General features: G+C 45.4%; 11 protein-coding genes. 9 read left to right on the top strand and 2 right to left on the bottom strand.

Translation table 11 applies throughout. From position 1 onward, the window contains the following. Positions 1-25 precede the first annotated feature (25 nt). Together gndA and VP97_RS17315 are read left to right on the top strand one after the other, a co-directional pair. Positions 26-1,441: an NADP-dependent phosphogluconate dehydrogenase gene (gene gndA / locus VP97_RS17320; RefSeq protein ID WP_050183384.1), complete on the top strand. Its 1,416-nt coding sequence runs from the start codon at positions 26-28 to the stop codon at positions 1,439-1,441. 282 nt (positions 1,442-1,723) lie between these two features. Beyond that, positions 1,724-2,659: a nuclease-related domain-containing protein gene (locus tag VP97_RS17315; RefSeq protein WP_050183333.1), complete on the top strand. Its 936-nt coding sequence runs from the start codon at positions 1,724-1,726 to the stop codon at positions 2,657-2,659. A gap of 162 nt (positions 2,660-2,821) precedes the next feature. Here the strand turns inward: VP97_RS17315 and VP97_RS17310 are convergent, their stop codons facing one another. Beyond that, positions 2,822-3,988, bottom strand: coding sequence for a glycosyltransferase family 4 protein (locus tag VP97_RS17310; RefSeq protein WP_050183332.1), 1,167 nt, complete (start codon positions 3,986-3,988; stop codon positions 2,822-2,824). Between the two features lie 2 nt (positions 3,989-3,990). Then, positions 3,991-5,112, bottom strand: coding sequence for a polysaccharide pyruvyl transferase CsaB (csaB, locus tag VP97_RS17305; RefSeq protein ID WP_050183331.1), 1,122 nt, complete (start codon positions 5,110-5,112; stop codon positions 3,991-3,993). A 243-nt stretch (positions 5,113-5,355) separates the two neighbouring features. Between csaB and VP97_RS17300 the strand changes: the two genes are divergently transcribed. The 7 genes from VP97_RS17300 (at position 5,356) to VP97_RS17270 (ending at position 17,823) form a co-directional block, all read left to right on the top strand. Beyond that, positions 5,356-6,075 carry a WecB/TagA/CpsF family glycosyltransferase gene (locus VP97_RS17300; RefSeq protein WP_050183383.1) on the top strand — a complete coding sequence of 240 codons (720 nt, stop codon included), beginning with the start codon at positions 5,356-5,358 and terminating at the stop codon, positions 6,073-6,075. 3 nt (positions 6,076-6,078) lie between these two features. Further along, entirely contained in the window at positions 6,079-7,350 is a 1,272-nt protein-coding gene (locus VP97_RS17295) for a nucleotide sugar dehydrogenase (RefSeq protein WP_050183330.1), read from the top strand. A 15-nt stretch (positions 7,351-7,365) separates the two neighbouring features. Continuing rightward, positions 7,366-8,241 (top strand): UTP--glucose-1-phosphate uridylyltransferase GalU, encoded by an 876-nt coding sequence (gene galU / locus VP97_RS17290; protein WP_050183382.1) that lies wholly within the window; start codon positions 7,366-7,368, stop codon positions 8,239-8,241. Next, complete coding sequence (locus VP97_RS17285) at positions 8,238-9,332, top strand: glycosyltransferase (RefSeq protein WP_050183329.1); 1,095 nt, start codon at positions 8,238-8,240, stop codon at positions 9,330-9,332. The genes galU and VP97_RS17285 overlap by 4 nt, the downstream gene beginning before the upstream one ends. A gap of 358 nt (positions 9,333-9,690) precedes the next feature. Then, complete coding sequence (locus tag VP97_RS23405; protein ID WP_082220413.1) at positions 9,691-12,714, top strand: S-layer homology domain-containing protein; 3,024 nt, start codon at positions 9,691-9,693, stop codon at positions 12,712-12,714. A gap of 563 nt (positions 12,715-13,277) precedes the next feature. Beyond that, positions 13,278-16,136 carry an S-layer homology domain-containing protein gene (locus VP97_RS17275; protein WP_050183328.1) on the top strand — a complete coding sequence of 953 codons (2,859 nt, stop codon included), beginning with the start codon at positions 13,278-13,280 and terminating at the stop codon, positions 16,134-16,136. 625 nt (positions 16,137-16,761) lie between these two features. Then, positions 16,762-17,823 carry an S-layer homology domain-containing protein gene (locus VP97_RS17270; protein WP_050183327.1) on the top strand — a complete coding sequence of 354 codons (1,062 nt, stop codon included), beginning with the start codon at positions 16,762-16,764 and terminating at the stop codon, positions 17,821-17,823. The last annotated feature ends 77 nt before the right edge of the window (positions 17,824-17,900 follow it).

Below are 17,900 nucleotides of genomic sequence, written 5' to 3'. Positions count from 1 at the left end.
GAAAAAAGAAAGGATGGATTTCTTGATGACAAAACAACAAATCGGCGTTGTCGGCCTTGCCGTAATGGGTAAAAACCTGGCGCTTAATATCGAAAGCAGAGGCTACTCAGTAGCGGTATTTAACCGTTCTGCAGATAAAACGACCGCTTTCCTTCAGGAAGAAGCAAAAGGAAAAAACTTCAAAGGCGCATACAGCGTAGAGGAATTTGTGAACTCACTTGAAAAGCCGCGCAAAATTTTGCTGATGGTCAAAGCAGGTGCCGCAACAGATGCAACGATTGATTCCTTGAAGCCATATTTGGACAAAGGTGATATCATCATCGACGGCGGAAACACGTTCTTCCAGGACACAGTACGCCGCAACAAAGAGCTTGCCGGCCTTGGCTTTAACTTTGTCGGCACAGGTGTATCCGGCGGTGAAGAAGGAGCACTTAAAGGACCTTCTATCATGCCAGGCGGCCAGCGTGAAGCGTTTGAGCTTGTTCGTCCAATCTTTGAAGCAATCGCGGCAAAAGTAGACGGCGAAGCATGTACAACATACATCGGTCCAGACGGTGCTGGCCATTATGTAAAAATGGTGCACAACGGTATCGAGTACGGCGATATGCAGCTGATCTCAGAAGCATATTTTATCCTGAAGCATGTAATCGGCCTGTCGACAGAAGAGCTGGCTGACACGTTTGCCGAGTGGAATAAAGGGGAGCTTGACAGCTACCTGATCGAAATCACAGCGGACATTTTCACGAAGAAAGATGACGAAACAGGCAAGCCGCTTGTAGATGTGATTCTAGATGCAGCCGGCCAAAAAGGAACAGGCAAATGGACAAGTCAAAACGCGCTTGACCTTGGCGTTCCGCTTCCAATCATCACAGAATCTGTTTTTGCACGCTTTATTTCTGCGCTGAAAGAAGAGCGCGTAGAAGCAAGCAAGCAGCTGAGCGGTCCTTCTCCGAAAGAAGTGGATTCCGATCAAAAGAAAGAATTGATCGAAGCTGTGCGCCAGGCGCTGTACATGAGCAAAATCTGCTCTTACGCACAGGGCTTTGCCCAAATGAAAGCTGCATCAGAAGAATACGAATGGAACCTTCGCTACGGCGACATCGCGATGATCTTCCGCGGCGGCTGCATCATCCGTGCGCAATTCTTACAGAAGATCAAAGAAGCATTCGACCGCAACGCAGAGCTTCCAAACCTGCTGCTTGACGAGTACTTCAAGGATATCGTTCAAAACTATCAAACATCGCTTCGTAAAGTGGTTTCTCTTGCGATTGAAACGGGTATCCCGGTTCCATCCTTCGCAAGTGCTGTGGCTTACTACGACAGCTACCGTACAGAAACATTGCCTGCGAACCTGATCCAGGCGCAGCGTGACTACTTCGGCGCCCACACGTACAAGCGTGTTGACAAAGAAGGAACATTCCACACTGAGTGGATGAAATAAGACATGAAAGACCCCGTTGAACCGGGGTCTTTTTTTATGTCTGGTCAGCTGGTCGATGGGATGGCGCAATTTTTGTTATATTTGGCGCGTTTACATGGTTAAACGGCGCAATCAAGAGAGATTTTAGCGCAATAGCTCCTTAAAAGTACCAAAACGCGCCATGCCAGCCATAAAATGCGCCACTTTTCTTGAAAATTGCGCCGCTTTTTTTAAAATCTTTTTGGTTTAGCAGGAATTTCAACAAAAAAGTGTAATGTCTGTTTATAGAAAGGAGTGAGCAAAATGAAAAAATCTTTATGGCATCGAAAGTTGGAAGTGCTGGAAAGCAGGCTGAACCCGGCAGCTCCTCAATACCCTTCAGTGAAAGAAGAGCTAAGAAAGTGTATGGCAGGCATGGAAGGGGAAAAGCGGTTGTATTATTTTTTATCTGAGCTAAATGAATCGTTTCGTCTTCTTCATGATATCCGCCTTCCATCCCCCAATGGCGTGACTCATTTTCAAATGGACACCGTTGTCGTTTCCCCATCCGTTATTTTTATTTTTGAAGTAAAACATCTAACAGGCCACTTGATTTTCAACCGATACACCAATCAGCTGATTCGGGGAAATCAAACCTTTAGTGACCCTATTACGCAGGTGCACCGGCAAAAAAGAGCGCTCGAACAATGGCTGGTTAAACCTGTCCCCATTTTGCCAGCGGTTGTGGTAAGCCATCCGAATGCAAGAGTAGACATCATTCCACCCGACTCAGCAGACCGGGAATTTATTGTGTATCCAATGGAAATAACCAGCCTGGTCGATGCGAAAATAAATGGCAGATCTCCGCTGCTGACCGCAAAAGAAGTCCACGAAATCAGTGGCGCTCTCCTAAAACATCACCGCCCTTATGACCCCGGTATTTTGAAAACATTCAACATCCATCCCGATCAAATCCAAACTGGCATTCGCTGCACCGCCTGTAAAACATTCACTGTTACAAAAATAAACAAAAAATGGACTTGTGCGTCCTGTGGTTCTTATTTTAAAACCGCCCACCTTGCTGCTTTGCAGGAATATGTGCTGCTTTTCGGACCAAAAATAACAAACAGTGACCTGAGGGCTTTTTTAAAAATAGAATCAAGATCCATTACAGAGAAGCTTCTCAAAAAGTGGAGAGTTGATTTTGAGGGCACGACAAGAAACTACGTACACATTTTGCCAGATGCGGACAAGCAGTAACGTTTAGAAATCATTTTGACTGTGGCCGGCGCAATAAGAAGGAGAACTGGCGCAATACATCCTTAAAAAGTTCAAAACACGCCAATTTAGTTGAAAGTTGCGCCGTTTTCCAGGTGAATTGCGCCAGGCTCCCTCTAAATCGACACACAAAAAAAGCCTCCCTTAAAGGGAAGCTTTATAAATTGACTCATATTTCTCGGCAGCAGCCGTATGCGAATATTCGTCCTCGATTTTTTTCCGGGCAGCCGCGGCGTACTGGGCACCTTTTTCCGGATGATCGAGCAATTCGATCATGGCTTCAGACAATTCTTCAACATTTTTCTCTTCAACTAAAAGTCCATCTACACCGTGATCCACGATTTCTTTTAAGCCGCCGACTGCGCAGGCAATAAGTGGTGAGCCGGAGCCCATCGCTTCAAGAGCGGAAATGGAAGTGGCTTCTTCAACACCGGCGGAGAATACGCTCGGTACAAGCACCACATCAGCCAGCGCGTAGTACTCTTTAATGACACTATGATCAACAGCACCTAATAAATGTACATTATTCCCAATGCCGCGCTCAGCGATCAAACGCTTCATTTCATCCATCGCTTCGCCTGTTCCGGCAAAAATAAGCTGGGCATTTGGATATTTCTCCAGTACCGGCGGGAACGAAAGAATCGGATAAATAACCCCGTTTTTCTTCGTTAAGCGGCGCGGTACAAAGAAAACAGGTGCCGTAGCATCCACACCGTGCTTGGAACGGTAAGCGGCTTTGTTTTCTGAATCCGGCTTGAAGTCGTCGACATTGATAAAGTTGCGGATCGCCGTTCCATCAATGCCGGCTTCTTTTTTCACGTAATTTTTAATGCGGGTATCGACGGTAATGACCGCGCGGGTTTTCCGGTAGCCTTCACGCTCGACTTCCATCAGCTTGTCCGCGTGCTTCGAGCTCTCTGCCACCGAGCCTTTTGAAATGCCTTCATACGTTAAATAGCCGTGAACCGTTGTCACGGTCGGGAAGCCTGCATTCAGGGAAGCGCGTGTTGCGAATACATCCTGCGCATTCACAATGTCATACTTCGGGCAATTCGGGCTTTTCAGCATTTCCTCTAAAAAAGCCTGGCGGCGCTGCAATGTCCATACGTAGCCAGCGCCAAGGGATGTTTTATTTAAAAGGAATGATGGGCCGCGTGCGATAAAGTCCCGTTTCCATTTCGGCACATCGCTGAAAGAAAGCGTATCGACTTCATGACCGCGTGCTTCCAGGCCAATTTTCAATGTCGCCATATGCGTCGACAATCCGCCAAGATGCGGGTAATCATACGAAGTAGCAAGTAAAATTTTCACGTTTATGATCTCCTTTTAGAGCCGAACTTTTCTTTTAATAAATCCAAATTCCGTAGCGCTTCGCGGCGAAGCTCGGCTACGTTTGGTTCGATCACTGCCTGTGCCTCTTTCTTATGGTCAAGCAGATACAGCGCGTTTTCAAGCATTTTTTCCTGATCAATTTCACCGAGGCGGAACGAATAGTCCCACATGCCGGAACGCTTCAGGAAGCTTTCCACTTTTTTATCATAGCTAAGGCCAAGGTGCGGCACGTTTGACAGGGCAGCGAAAATGAGCGCGTGCAAACGCAGGCCGAACGTTAAATCCGAACGGCGGATAAAGTTTAAAAATTCCTCCGGTGAAAAATCGGAGCCAAGCATCATCGTTTTGTCCGCATGCTTCATTTTAGACATGACATCCTCAGAAGCCGGCACATCGTATTTTCCTTCCATCGGCACAAATACCGGTGTCACGCCGCGGCGTTCAATCAATTCATCGAGCACATACGCCATTTTTTCAATGTAGTCCGGATGGTTAAACCAGGGACGCACGGTTACGGCTACAATTTTCTCATCGCCTTTTAATGGAAGCGTATTGTAGGCAATGTCTTCCTGCTTCGATTGAAACGCAAACACGATATCGGCTGTTACAACAGATTCCGGGCGATTAACACCTAATGAATGAAGGTAATCCTTTGAATACTGGTCGCGAACAGTGACAAAGTCGGCCATGTTGGCAAATACCTTCATTAAAATTTTGCCCCATGTTGAGGTAACCGGTCCAATCCCCTGGGAGAAAAACATCACTTTTGCCCCGCAAAGTTTAGCCAAAAAGACAATAAGTAAATAATAAGGAAGCGGGCCGAATAAAAACTTCGTCGGATACGAATCCTGAAGCAGACCGCCGCCGCCTGAAATCAGCAGGTCAGCTTTTCGGAGCGCTTTTACTTTTTCTTTATTGTCATGGCGCCAGCCGCGGTAAAACGACTTAACGTTATGTTCTTTCGACGTTTTGTCTGGTGATAGGGAAAACACCGTAATATCAGGATTGTCGAGCTCTGTGCGCAGGTTATCGACAATCGACTTTAAAATCGCTTCATCGCCGGTGTTGCCAAGGCCGTAGAAGCCGGAAATCACAATTTTCAAAGGTTCTTCCTCCTCGAGAATATATCTTGTAAAATTCTATCACTTGTGGCGGGCAGAGTAAAATGTTTCTTGGAGCGGCGCAGGATTAATCGGAAATCAACCGAAAAGTCCTATACCGCTGGCCCAAAAGAAAGCGATACCCTTTATCCGACAAAAAACCAGTCCATTCCACAGGATGCACCCTTTCCGAAAATCTGCTATACTAAGGAAATTGAAAGCATACGAATAGAGGCTGGTAAGAGAATGAAGGAAACGTACCTTGGCGTAGATGTCTCGCCTTTAACATATGACCAAATTATCACATCACTTCAGGAGCGGATGGCCGAAGAACAGCAATCTACCATCATCGCTGTGAACCCGGAAAAAGTTATTACTGCAAACCAGAACAATCAAGTAAAGCAGCTGATCAATTCGTCCACCTTCCAGATTGCAGACGGTGTCGGCATTCTTCTGGCGTCTAAAATAAAAGGAGGGCGCATCACGTCACGTGTCACAGGCGTGGACATGATGGCCCGTCTGCTCCGATTTGCCGCAGAGGAAGGGCATCCGGTTTACTTTTACGGGGCAAAAGAAGAAGTGGTCACAAAAGCGATTAGCAATATAAAAGAAACAAACCCGGGACTGATCGTCGCGGGGTATACGGACGGCTATGAAAAGGATGAGCAGGCTCTGGTGCGCCGCATTCACGAAAGCGGTGCGCGCCTGCTGTTTGTTGCGCTCGGTAGTCCAAAGCAGGAGCTGTGGATTCAGCGCAATATGCCGAATCTGCCGAATGTCCTTGTGTTTCAGGGCGTCGGCGGCAGCTTTGATGTATTTTCCGGCATGGTCAAGCGGGCACCTGCTGCATTCCGCAAAGCCGGGCTTGAATGGCTGTACCGTCTCGGATCAGATCCGAAACGAATCAAACGCCAAATGAATTTACCGCGCTTTTTAGTGCGCGTGTTATTAACTAAAGGGAGATAAGTCATGAAAAAATCAATCTGTGTTGTCGGCCTTGGCTACATCGGGCTTCCGACAGCGGTTATGTTTGCGAACCACGGCCATACCGTTTATGGCGTAGATGTGAATGAAAAAGCAGTCAATATGATCAACGAAAAGCAATTGCATATTGAAGAAAACGGCTTGCAGGAACGCCTGGAAAAAGCCATTGATGCAGGCCTGTTCTCGGCTTCCACAAAGCCGCAGAAAGCAGACGTCTTTATCATTGCCGTTCCATCTCCAATTATGCCGGACAAAACAGCGAACCTGGAGTACGTACGCCAGGCGACCGCTTCTGTTGTACCGTACCTTGAAAAAGGTAATTTGGTCATCTTGGAATCAACGGTTCCGCCGCGTACCGTACAGGATATCATGCTGCCGGAGCTTGTGAAGTCAGGCCTTGAGATTGGCACAGAATTGTTTGTTTCTCACTCTCCGGAGCGTGTTATTCCAGGCCGTGTATTTGAAGAGCTTGTATCGAATGACCGGATTATCGGCGGCTACACGCCGGAATCGGCTCATCAGACAAAAGAGCTGTACAAATCATTTGTAAAAGGGCAAATGCATGAAACCGATGCGACAACAGCGGAGCTTGTGAAAGTAATGGAAAACACATACCGCGATATTAACATCGCGTTTGCGAACGAGCTGGCAAAGCTGGCAGAGACGCTTGGCGTTAACATCTGGGAAGCCATTAAGCTTGCCAACTACCACCCGCGTGTAAATGTACATGAGCCGGGTCCTGGTGTTGGCGGCCACTGCATCGCGGTTGATCCGTGGTTTTTAGTCGAGCTTGCGCCGGAAACCGCTCAAATGATTCACCTTGCGCGCAAGACAAATGATGGTATGCCAGGCTACACGGCTCAAATGACAGCCAGCATTTTGGATGCAAAAGGCATTAAAGATCCGAAAGTCGCTGTGTTTGGCCTTGCGTTCAAAGGCAATATTGACGACATGCGTGAAAGTCCGTCTATGGACGTCATCGAAGCACTGCGTGAACGTGAGATTCACTTAAGCGCCTATGACCCGCATATTAAAGAAAACAATATTGACGAGCAGGTGCAGTCACAGGAAGAAGCGCTGGAGGATGCTTCGGCGATCCTCATCCTGACGAACCATAATAAATTCAAAGAGATTTACCCGACTACCCTTAAGAATATGAAAAACAAAATCGTCATCGATACGAAAAACTGCATTGACCGTGCAACGTGGGAAGCAGCTGGCTTTGACGTGTACGTGCTCGGCGATTCAAAAAACTAAGGGGGAGGGTGCATGATGAAAAAAGTACGTAAAGCCATTATTCCGGCAGCGGGTCTCGGCACCCGCTTTCTGCCGGCCACAAAAGCGATGCCAAAAGAAATGCTGCCGATCGTGGACAAGCCGACGATTCAGTATATCGTGGATGAAGCAGTCGCATCCGGCATCGAAGATATTATTATCGTAACGGGCAAAGACAAGCGTGCCATCGAGGATCATTTTGATTCTGCACCGCTTTTGGAACACACGCTTGAGGAAAAGCAAAAGTTTGAGCTGCTGCAGGAAGTGAAAAACTCCGGGAAAGTCGATATTCACTACATTCGCCAAAAAGCGCCGCTCGGTCTTGGCCATGCGGTCTGGACAGCGCGCAAATTTATCGGTGACGAGCCGTTTGCTGTGCTTCTGGGCGATGATATCGTGCAGGCGGACAAACCATGTCTCGGACAAATGATCGAGCAGTACGAAGAAACCGGCTCATCCGTGATCGGTGTGATGGAAGTACCATCGTCTGAAACACATCGCTACGGCATTATCGACCCGTCAGAGCAGGCCGGTCGCCGCTACAAAGTAAACAAATTTGTGGAAAAACCGAAGCAGGGCACAGCGCCATCGAATATGGCGATCATCGGCCGCTACGTGTTTACGCCGGAAATCTTCAATTACTTGAGCGAGCTTGAAATCGGTGCGGGCGGAGAGATCCAGCTGACGGACGCCATTGAAAAGCTGAATACGATTCAGTCTGTATACGGCTACGAAATTGACGGGAACCGCTATGATGTCGGTGAAAAGCAGGGCTTTGTGGAAACGACGATTGAATTTGCTCTTCAGCGTCCCGATCTTCGTGAAGGGCTGCTTGATTATATGGAAGAAAAACTGCGGGAGTACCGAAAATGAAGCGGATTTTACTGGCTGCCAACATGTATCCGAACGCTCAGTTTCCAAGCTACGGCGTATTTGTGCAAAACACCGAGCGTATCCTGAAAAACGGCGGCTTTGACGTCGACCGTGTCGTAATGGAAAAAAAGACCTCCAGGGCCGCAAAAGCGATTGGCTACGCTTCTTACTATGCGAATCTGGTGCGCAAGGGAATGTCCGGCCGCTACGATGCCATTTATGTTCACTACGCGTCTCATAATGCGATGCCGCTCCTTTTGTTAAAGCGGTTAAAGCCATCGGTCCGTATTGTGACGAACGTGCACGGAAGCGACGTTGTACCGGAAGTGCCGTCCCAGGAAAAGTACCAGCCGTATGTGAAGCAGCTGCTCGAGCAGTCCTCGCTCATTATTACGCCGTCGCATTATTACGAGTCACTCGTACAGGAAAAATATAACGTGCAGACACCCATCGCCGTTTTTCCGTCCGGTGGTGTCAACAAAGATGTCTTTCATCCGAAGGAGCGGGCACAGGCGCTGGCCGAGCTCGATTTAGATCCGTCTTACCGCTACATCGGCTACGTCGGCCGCCTGGACGTCGGCAAAGGCTGGGATCATTACCTGCACGCGATCAAACGGTACATAGATGAAAAGCCGGACCACGGCACGAAATTTATTGCCGTCGGCTCCGGTAAAGACGAAGCGGCTTTTAAAGAGCTGATCGCCGAGCTTGGTATTGGAGACGTCGTCATTCATTATCCATTAATGAAGCAATCCGGCCTGGCAAATGTGTACAATGTCGTAGAAGCCTTTGTTTTCCCAACAACGCGTAAAGGCGAAAGCCTCGGTTTAGTTGGTCTGGAAGCGATGGCCTGCCGTACGCCCATTATTGCAAGCGCCATTGGCGGTATTTTAGATTACGTGAAACCAGGTGAAAACAGCTGGCTGTTTGAGCCAGGCAATCCGGAAGAGCTGAAAGAAGCCCTTCTTGCGTTTGACGACCTGCAGCAGGCGGAGCGCGACCGCGTGGCCCAGGCTGCGTATGAAACGGCACTCCAATACGAAGAATCAGCTGTACAACCAAAGTTAATTTCTATATTTAACCAATTGTAAAAACCTTCATCCGGTGCGTCCGGATGAAGGTTTTTTTTATATTACAAAAATGGCAGAAAAATAACGTGTGAAAAAAATAACAAAATCAATAAAAATAGGAAAAAGGAAGCGTATTCATTATTCGTTCGATGGACCAAACAAAGTGTTTTATATATTGGATTTATGGAGATAAAAACCATAAACCTGGATAAATAAGGAATGTATAAATGTCGAAAAAACAGGTAGAAATGGATTATTTTGTATATAAGAGGTTATTTTTCTTGTAACAAAAGGAAATATATTGTTAGATAATTGTCATTTTTCTGTCGCAATTATGTGATTCCCTACTCAAAATCTTTTACAAAAATGGAGGAACAAGATGAAAAAAAACCAGCATTCTTACAAAAAAGCAGCAATTACAACAGTGGCGAGCGGCCTCGTAGTCAGCCTCGCTGCTCCTTATGCCCAGGCGGCACCCACCTTCACTGATGTTCCCTCACGCTACACGGACGCAGTTAACTATTTAATCAGAGAAAATATTACAATTGGAACGACTGAGGAAAAGTTTGGCACACAGCTTCCGATCAAACGGGTGGATGCTGCCATTATGCTGGCAAAAGCATTGAAGCTAGGGACAAATAACGTACCGGCATCGGGATTTAGTGATGTGCCGGGCCGCGCCGAGCCATTTGTAGCAGCGCTTAAAGAAGCGGGAATTGTGCAGGGGAAATCCAACAACCAGTTCGGCTCCCAGCAAAACATTACGCGCGGGGAAGCAGCCCTCATGCTGGCACAGGCTTACCGCATCGGTTCTTCTAACCAGGATAACGTGAAATTCACCGACGTACCGGATCGATACTGGGAAGCGGTCGATGCCCTGCTGGCTAACGGCATTACAACCGGAAAAACAGCCACCACATTCGGAACTTCCGACGACATTACACGGGGCGAGTTTGCTATTTTCCTTTATAGAATTTCAGAATTCCCGGTCAATGACGATGGAAGCGGCAGTGGCGGCGTAGATGATGGTGATGGAAGCGACTCCGGCGGCGGAACAGGCGGGGATAACGGCGGCGGAACAGGCGGGGATAACGGCGGTGGAACAGGCGGAGATAACGGCGGTGGAACAGGCGGAGATAACGGCGGTGGAACAGGCGGAGATAACGGCGGTGGAACAGGCGGAGATAACGGCGGCGAAAGCGGCGGAGATAACGGCGGCGGAAGCGGCGGAGATAACGGCGGCGGAAGTGGCGGAGATAACGGCGGCGGAACAGGCGGAGATAGCGGCGGCGGAAGTGGCGGAGACAACGGAGATGGAACAGGTGGAGGCCCAATCACCGTATCTGACCTGCAGGACTTGATCGATCGTGTAGGCAACTATGATGAAAGCTACTATACAGAGGAAACATGGCAGAACCTCGAAGAAGCACTCGAAGCAGCCGAAGGTGTGGCAGGTAACACGGAAGCTGTTCAGTCAGAGATTGACCAGGCGGCAGAAGACTTGACTACTGCGATCGACGATTTGGTTCTAGAGCCGATTTCGTACACAACCGGTCCGGATGAAACATCTAACGGCGTTGTGCTGACCTTTACAGATTCTGTCGGTGAAGACGGCGCAGTTGATCCGGTAGAAGGGACGATTGCAGATGCCGAGGTAACATTGGGCACCGACGGAACAACGTTAACACTTGAAACAGAAGAAGGAGCCGAGCCGGGTGAAACGGCTGAATTTGACTTGAATGTTGGCGGCACAGAAGTTGAAGTAGATCTTACATGGGACGGCACAGAGTGGGACGTTGAAACCATTCCAGCCGATGTATTTGAAGAAATAACGGCCGGGGAGAGCGAGATTGACGGCGTTGTTGACCTGGACTTGTTGAACGATGGCCTGTTAGACGGGTCGATTTCCCTTGACGACCTGCTTAGTAATTCAGATTTATTGCGCTTAAACCTTCTGCCTGGCAGCGCTGTTGCAGCTGGAGATGTTATTTCCATCCGCAACGGTGACTTTGATGTGCTGACAGTCGAGCTTACAGAAGACCACATTGAAGACGGTTTTGTTAATCTCGGCCTGAGTACAGACGTAATTCGTGCGCTTGCAGGCGAGGGTGGAGTAATTGACTTAACGGCTATCGTAGACCGCGGAGAAGGTGATACAGTAACGGGCACAATCGGCAGCATCCAGCTTCCGGACCTGCCAATTGTAGAACCTGTTATTGATCTGGCTGAAGGCGCAGTAGAAGATTTACTGTACATTCTGTCTGGCGAGCGTCCGCTGCGCATTAACATAGAAGGAAATGAGTTCCAGGATATTGAAGCAGGCAGCACGCTGGAACTAACGATCAATGGGGCAGAAGAGGACACAGTTACACACATTATTACCGAGGCAGAAATTGAACAGGGCTTCATTAACTATACATTTGACGATGAAGACTTACTTACACGCTTGTTAACAGGACTAACAGTAGGAACCGACATTACAATTACGCCAGAAATCACATCGGGTGAAGAAGTCTTTACAGGCGATACAGCGACGGTAGAAGTAACAGAAGGCCTGCTTGAACAGGTTGGCAACCTTCTGGACGACCTTCTTAGAGATGTAATTAATCTAGAATTGCTAAACGATGGCCTGCAGGATGGATCTGTTCCGGTTGATGAGCTCGTCGATAATCCGGACTTACTGCGCGTAACACTGTTAGAAGAGGGCGGCCTGGAAGCAGGAGATGTGATCTCAATCAGCGCGGGCGACCTCAATGTTTTGAGTGTTACACTAACAGAGTCAGACATAACGAATGGATTTGTAGACCTGGGCTTGAGCACAGATGTGATCAGTGCCCTTGCCGGTGATGGCCCGGTTGACTTAACTGCTGTTGTAGACCGTGGTGAAGATGGCACCCTGACAGGTACAATTGGCAGCATCCAGCTTCCGGAACTGCCGCTTGTAGAACCGGTTGTAGATTTAGTGGACAGCACCGTACAGGATGTTTTATACATTTTGTCCGGAGAGCAGCCGCTGCGCGTTAATTTAGATGCAAATGCACTTCAGGAAGATGCGGTGGCAGGCAGCACGCTGGAAGTAACAATTGATGGAGCAGAAGAGGAAACTCTTGTCCACACGATTACAGAAGCGGATATTGAACAGGGCTTTGTTGAATACACAATTGATGATGAAGGTCTTGTCGCACGGTTATTGAATGGTTTAACAGTGGGTAGTGACATCACGATCACACCAGAAATCACATCAGGTGATCAAGTGTCTACAGGCGATCCGGCGACAATTGAAGTAACAACAGGCTTGCTCGAAGGTCTTCTTGACGGCGGTTTGCTTGGGGAAGGGTCATTGGTTGACGGTGTACTTGACGGTATTATAGGCGATGGCGGTCTGATCAATATCAGACTGTAAAAATGCTTGAAAAAAGCTGTTTTGACAAGACATCTGTCTGGTGAAACAGCTTTTTTCTAGTTTATAAAAATATAACTAAATAATAATCAATAGGTGCCGATAATAAGGGAGAATCATATGCAGAAGTTTGTGAAAATTGCAATCTGCCTGTAACGGCAGAAGCTATATCCCCGCTGGTTTAGAAGGAACTCTGCAACAAAAATGACAAATATTATCGGGGAAAAAACTTTAATTTCACCTAGCATATGGTATATAATGAATAAGCTATAAAACAATCTGGGTTTATTCAACAATTTATTTTCATTGTTTTTACAAGTGTTTTTCAAATATTACTTTTTGAATAAATTCTGGAAATAATGAAAAACGGGTTGAAAAAACTTTCTTGTTTGATAGAATGTTACTTGAGTTACAAACCTGTTAAATTCTCCTTGCACTACATAACGTTTCATTAAAAGAGAAAAACAGCCAAAAACTCAACATTATGTTATACGGAACAATCAGCTTATCCGCTGTTTGATTTCATAAAAAAACCACAACCACACAAAACGGGAGGAAATTATTACATGGCTTACCAACCAAAGTCTTATCGTAAATTCGTTGCTACAGCAGCAACAGCTACTCTAGTAGCAACTGCAGTTACACCTGCATTCGCAGCAGAAACTGGTGCAGCAGCATCTTTCACAGATGTACCACCTCGTTATAAAGAAGCAGTTGACTACCTAGTAGATAACAAAATCACGCTTGGTATTTCTGAGGATAAATTCGGTACAACTCAATCAATCAAACGCGTTGATGCGGCAGTGATGATCGCGAAAGCACTTGAAATTGATATCGCTGACCGTCCAGATTCTGGCTTCACAGATGTTCCTACTCGTGCAGTAGCTTATATTGATGCACTTAAAGCAGAAGGCATTATCAATGGTAAAAGTGAAACTGCTTTTGGTTCAGAGCAAAGTATTACTCGTGGCGAGATCGCTTTGATTATTGCTAATGCATATGATTTAGATGGAACTTCTGACAAGCAGTTCTCTGACGTTTCTTCACGTTATGCAGATGCAGTACAGGCATTAGTAGCAGCTGGTATTACTGAGGGTAAAACAGAAACTACTTTTGGTACAACTGATGCAATCACACGTGGTGAGTTCGCAATTTTCTTACACCGTGCAGAATTACTTCCTATCGAAAAAGTTCCAACAGTAACGAGTGTAAGTGCTGTTGCTGGACAAGAAGCCGTAACAATCTCTGGTAAAGTTGCAAACGCATCAACAGCTTCTCTCGTTATCGTAGACAGCAATAATCAAGAAGTTTACGATCAAGATGTAACAGTATCTGCAGATGGTTCTTTCTCTCGTACTGTCAATCTTCCTGCGGGCAACTACGCATATGAAGTGCATGCTATTGAAGGCGAAAAAGTATCTGCAGTAAAAGCAGGTAACTTCTCTGTAGCAGCAGTGAATTCTGCAGTGGTAAGTGCAAGTGCGGCTAATGCTAAAGAAGTAAAAGTAGTCTATAGCACACAAGTTGATAAAACAACAGCCGAAAATGAAGCTAACTACACAGTAAATGTAAGTGGTACTGCTTTAACAACTGCAAACATTGAGGCAGATCTTCAAGCAGATGGAAAAACAGTTCTTATAAGTAATAAAAATGGTTCAGATATCTTCACAAATGGTAACTACTATACTGTTGAAGTGAAAGATGTTTTATCAAAAGATCTTTCTAAAGTAGCAAACTACAAAACTGGAACACTGAACTATTTTGATAATACAATCCCAACTGTATTGTCATCTGAACTTGACGGTAATAAGGTACGCGTCTACTTTAACGAGCCTGTGTCACCAGCTCCAGCAACTTCTGGTGCTACGCCAGCTGCGGGTGTTCAAGTGAAAATCGATGGTGGGGCAATCCAAACTGGAACTTCTGTTAACCAAGATGGAAAGTACTATGTTGAAGTACCAACAACATCAGATGATAGAAAAGCTGGAGTTCATAACGTTACTGTCTACAATGCACAAGATGGCGACGGAAATATCCTAGCAGTTTCAGCAACTCAGTACACAGTACTAGCTGATACAGTAGCTCCTTCAGTAGTAAGTGTAACACCTGAATCTTCAAATACATTTGATGTGAAAGTAAGCGAAAAGCTTGCTACTGGATCACCAACGTTTGAAGTTAAAAAAGGCGGAGTTATCTTCCCGATTAATCCAGCAACTGATGTTGTTGTAGACCCGGATGATCCAACAGGCTTAACTTACGAAGTAACTGTTCCAGCAACTGGTACAGGTGGCTATAATCTATATGGAACTAATGAAAATACAGCAACATTGTCTGTAAAAGTTACAAATATTAAAGACAATTCAAATCTAACAGGTGCTGAATTCAACGGCACTGTAACTTTAACTAAAGATGCAACAGGACCAAAAGTATTAAGTGCTAATACTAATACAGTAACTGTTACTGGCACCGGTGCATCTGCAACTGGAACAATTAACGTTAAGTTTGACGAAAACATCAGAGTGCTAGCTCCTTCTAAAGTTAAAGTTTACAACAAAGATGGGGTATTGTTGACAACAGTTGGAACAGCAACAGCTGCAACGGGTACTGATACATTATCTATCCCACTTACTGTAGTACCAACAGCTGGTACGACTTATACGGTACAATTAGAGGCAGGCGCTGTCGAAGATTTATCTGGTAATGACAATGTTGCTTTATCAACAACAGCAGCTTACAGTGTATCGTCAAATATTCTTGCAACAATTTCAAACTCTGGAGTTAACCAATTCCTAGTTGACTACAGTGCTTCAACAACAGACATGACTACAAGTGCAACAACAGTAGCTAACTATACATTGGATGGTAAGCCGCTACCAACTGGTGCGACTGTGGAATTTGTTGGAAATAAGAAAACAGTTCTTGTTACATTACCAAGTGAATCAGTAACTAAGACAACACAAGGCTCTTTACAAATTTCTAAAAATGTTGTAAATACCGCTGGTCAAAGCGTAGCGAATGCTAATGATACAGCCGTGACTAATCTAGTAGCGCTTACTGACAACGTTAAACCAGTATTAACTTCTGGTCAGTATGTCAATGCTGCTGGTAACGATGACTTGGCTGAATCTGCAGAATTGACATTCAGCGAGAATGTATCAGCAACAGACCTTAACGATTTCGAATTTACTGTTAATGGTGCGAAAATTACACCTAACAGCATTAGCGTTGTTGGTGGAAAAGCAGTAGTACAATTTGCTCCATCAAATTCAACAGCTGGTCAAGTAAACGTAGCTCAAGCATTGGTAGTTAAAGTACTTCCAACTAATGAGCAAACAGGCGGAACTGGTCAAGTAATGGATACTAAAGATGCTGCAGGTAATACACTTACTGCAGGTACTACAATTACTGTTAATACAGTAAAATAAGTTTAACCCGATAGAGTAGCGGTAAAGAATCCCGTTTATACTGAGGTGTTAAATTTCGAAAATAAGAAGCCCTTAAAGGGCTTCTTATTTTTTTATGAAAAGAGATAATGAGGTTTTTATATACTATTTAAAAGAAAACTACTAGTAAAGTTGATAAAGATAGATTTTTAAGCAGAGGTAACCTGTTGAATAAGCAATTAAATTATATTCGGGGAAGTCGATTTATAATACATGTGGATTATAGTTTCACTAAAAAAAGAGTACTAAGGTCATTGGTGACAGGAGAAATAAAATTTTAAAAAAGTATAATATTTTCGATACCTTAATCAATGTATTGATTATATCTTAGGTGGAATACAATTCATTAGTTATCGATGACGAAGTGTAACATTGAGTGCAACACCTAGAAGGAAAAATTGTTTAGAGAAATATTGATAAATGGGATTGATTTGAAGAATACAGTTGAATTAAACAGGCAGGGAAAAAGGCGACATGAAACTTCTCTAAAATACCGGCTCATTTTCCTGAGAAAAGTAAGAAAAAAAGAAGGGAATAGAAGGAAGATGCCGAATAGCACAATTTAGGATGTTTATCCTATACATATGCATTAAAAGGAGAGAAACAAGTGAAAAAGTTTTTATTGACGCTAACGATTTGTTTTTGTATCGTTGGCGGGTTCCAAGTAAACGTGAAAGCAGCGGCCTTCAATGATTTAAGTGAAAGCCAGCGTTTTTACAAAGAAATGATGTATTTAGAAGGCAAAGCAATTATTTCCGGCTACCCGGATGGAACGTTTCAACCTGATGGACAGGTGACAAGAGCAGCCGCGGCCATTATGATTGGACGGGCGTTAGGGCTTGACGGCACGCAAAAAGCGACGAAGTTTTCAGATGTAGGGGCTGATCAAAAAGCGAGCGGCTATATTGCTTCGGCGGCAGCCCGCGGAATTATTAGCGGTTATCCAGATGGGCGCTACCATCCGAATGAAGCGGTCACACGCGGACAGATGGCGATCTTTTTATCAAGAGCGTTCGGCCTTACAAAAGAAGCAGCGGCTCCTTTTACGGACGTTTCGTCTTCCATGGCCAGCTATCCGCATATTAAAAGAATCATTGCGGAAAACCTGACATCGGGCTATGAAGACAATACATTTCGTCCGAATGTGAAAGTGACACGTTCTCAATTTTCTGCTTTTCTGGCAAGAGCGTTAAATGATGACTTTAAAGTAGAGTTACCGCCAGCCCGGGTGAGCTATGTAAAGGATAAAAACAAAACCTACTATTATGATTCGGATGATATGGGCAGCTACTCGTATAAATTTTCAGGCAAAAAGTATTTTGAATGGAATCTGTGGAATGTATATGAAGGAACAAAAAACACATATTCCATTGTAGAAAAGGAAGACAGCAAAGGGTATTACTTCGGCTACCCTGAGTCAGAGTCATGGATGATGTTGAAATATCCGGTAAAAGTAGGCCAGAGGTGGAGTATCGGTTACCAGGGGTTTGTACATACGTATGAAATTACGTCTACGAAAAAAACAATCACAACAAAGGCTGGCACATTCCGTAACGTCATCGAAGTAACCGCAGATGATGGAGGCGTGGATTACTACGCGCCAAACGTCGGTCTCATTAAAGTTATCTTTGAAGGTATCACGAAGGTCGAACTGACGAAAATTCAATAATGCATAGTAATAAAAAAGCAGCTTTAGTGTGGCGAGTCCAGATGGCAACACTAAAATTTCCGTAAAATCAGGTCTTG

This window comes from Domibacillus robiginosus, assembly GCF_000966195.1.
GTDB lineage: Bacteria > Bacillota > Bacilli > Bacillales > Domibacillaceae > Domibacillus > Domibacillus robiginosus.
This window is presented reverse-complemented; position numbering and strand designations above follow the sequence as displayed.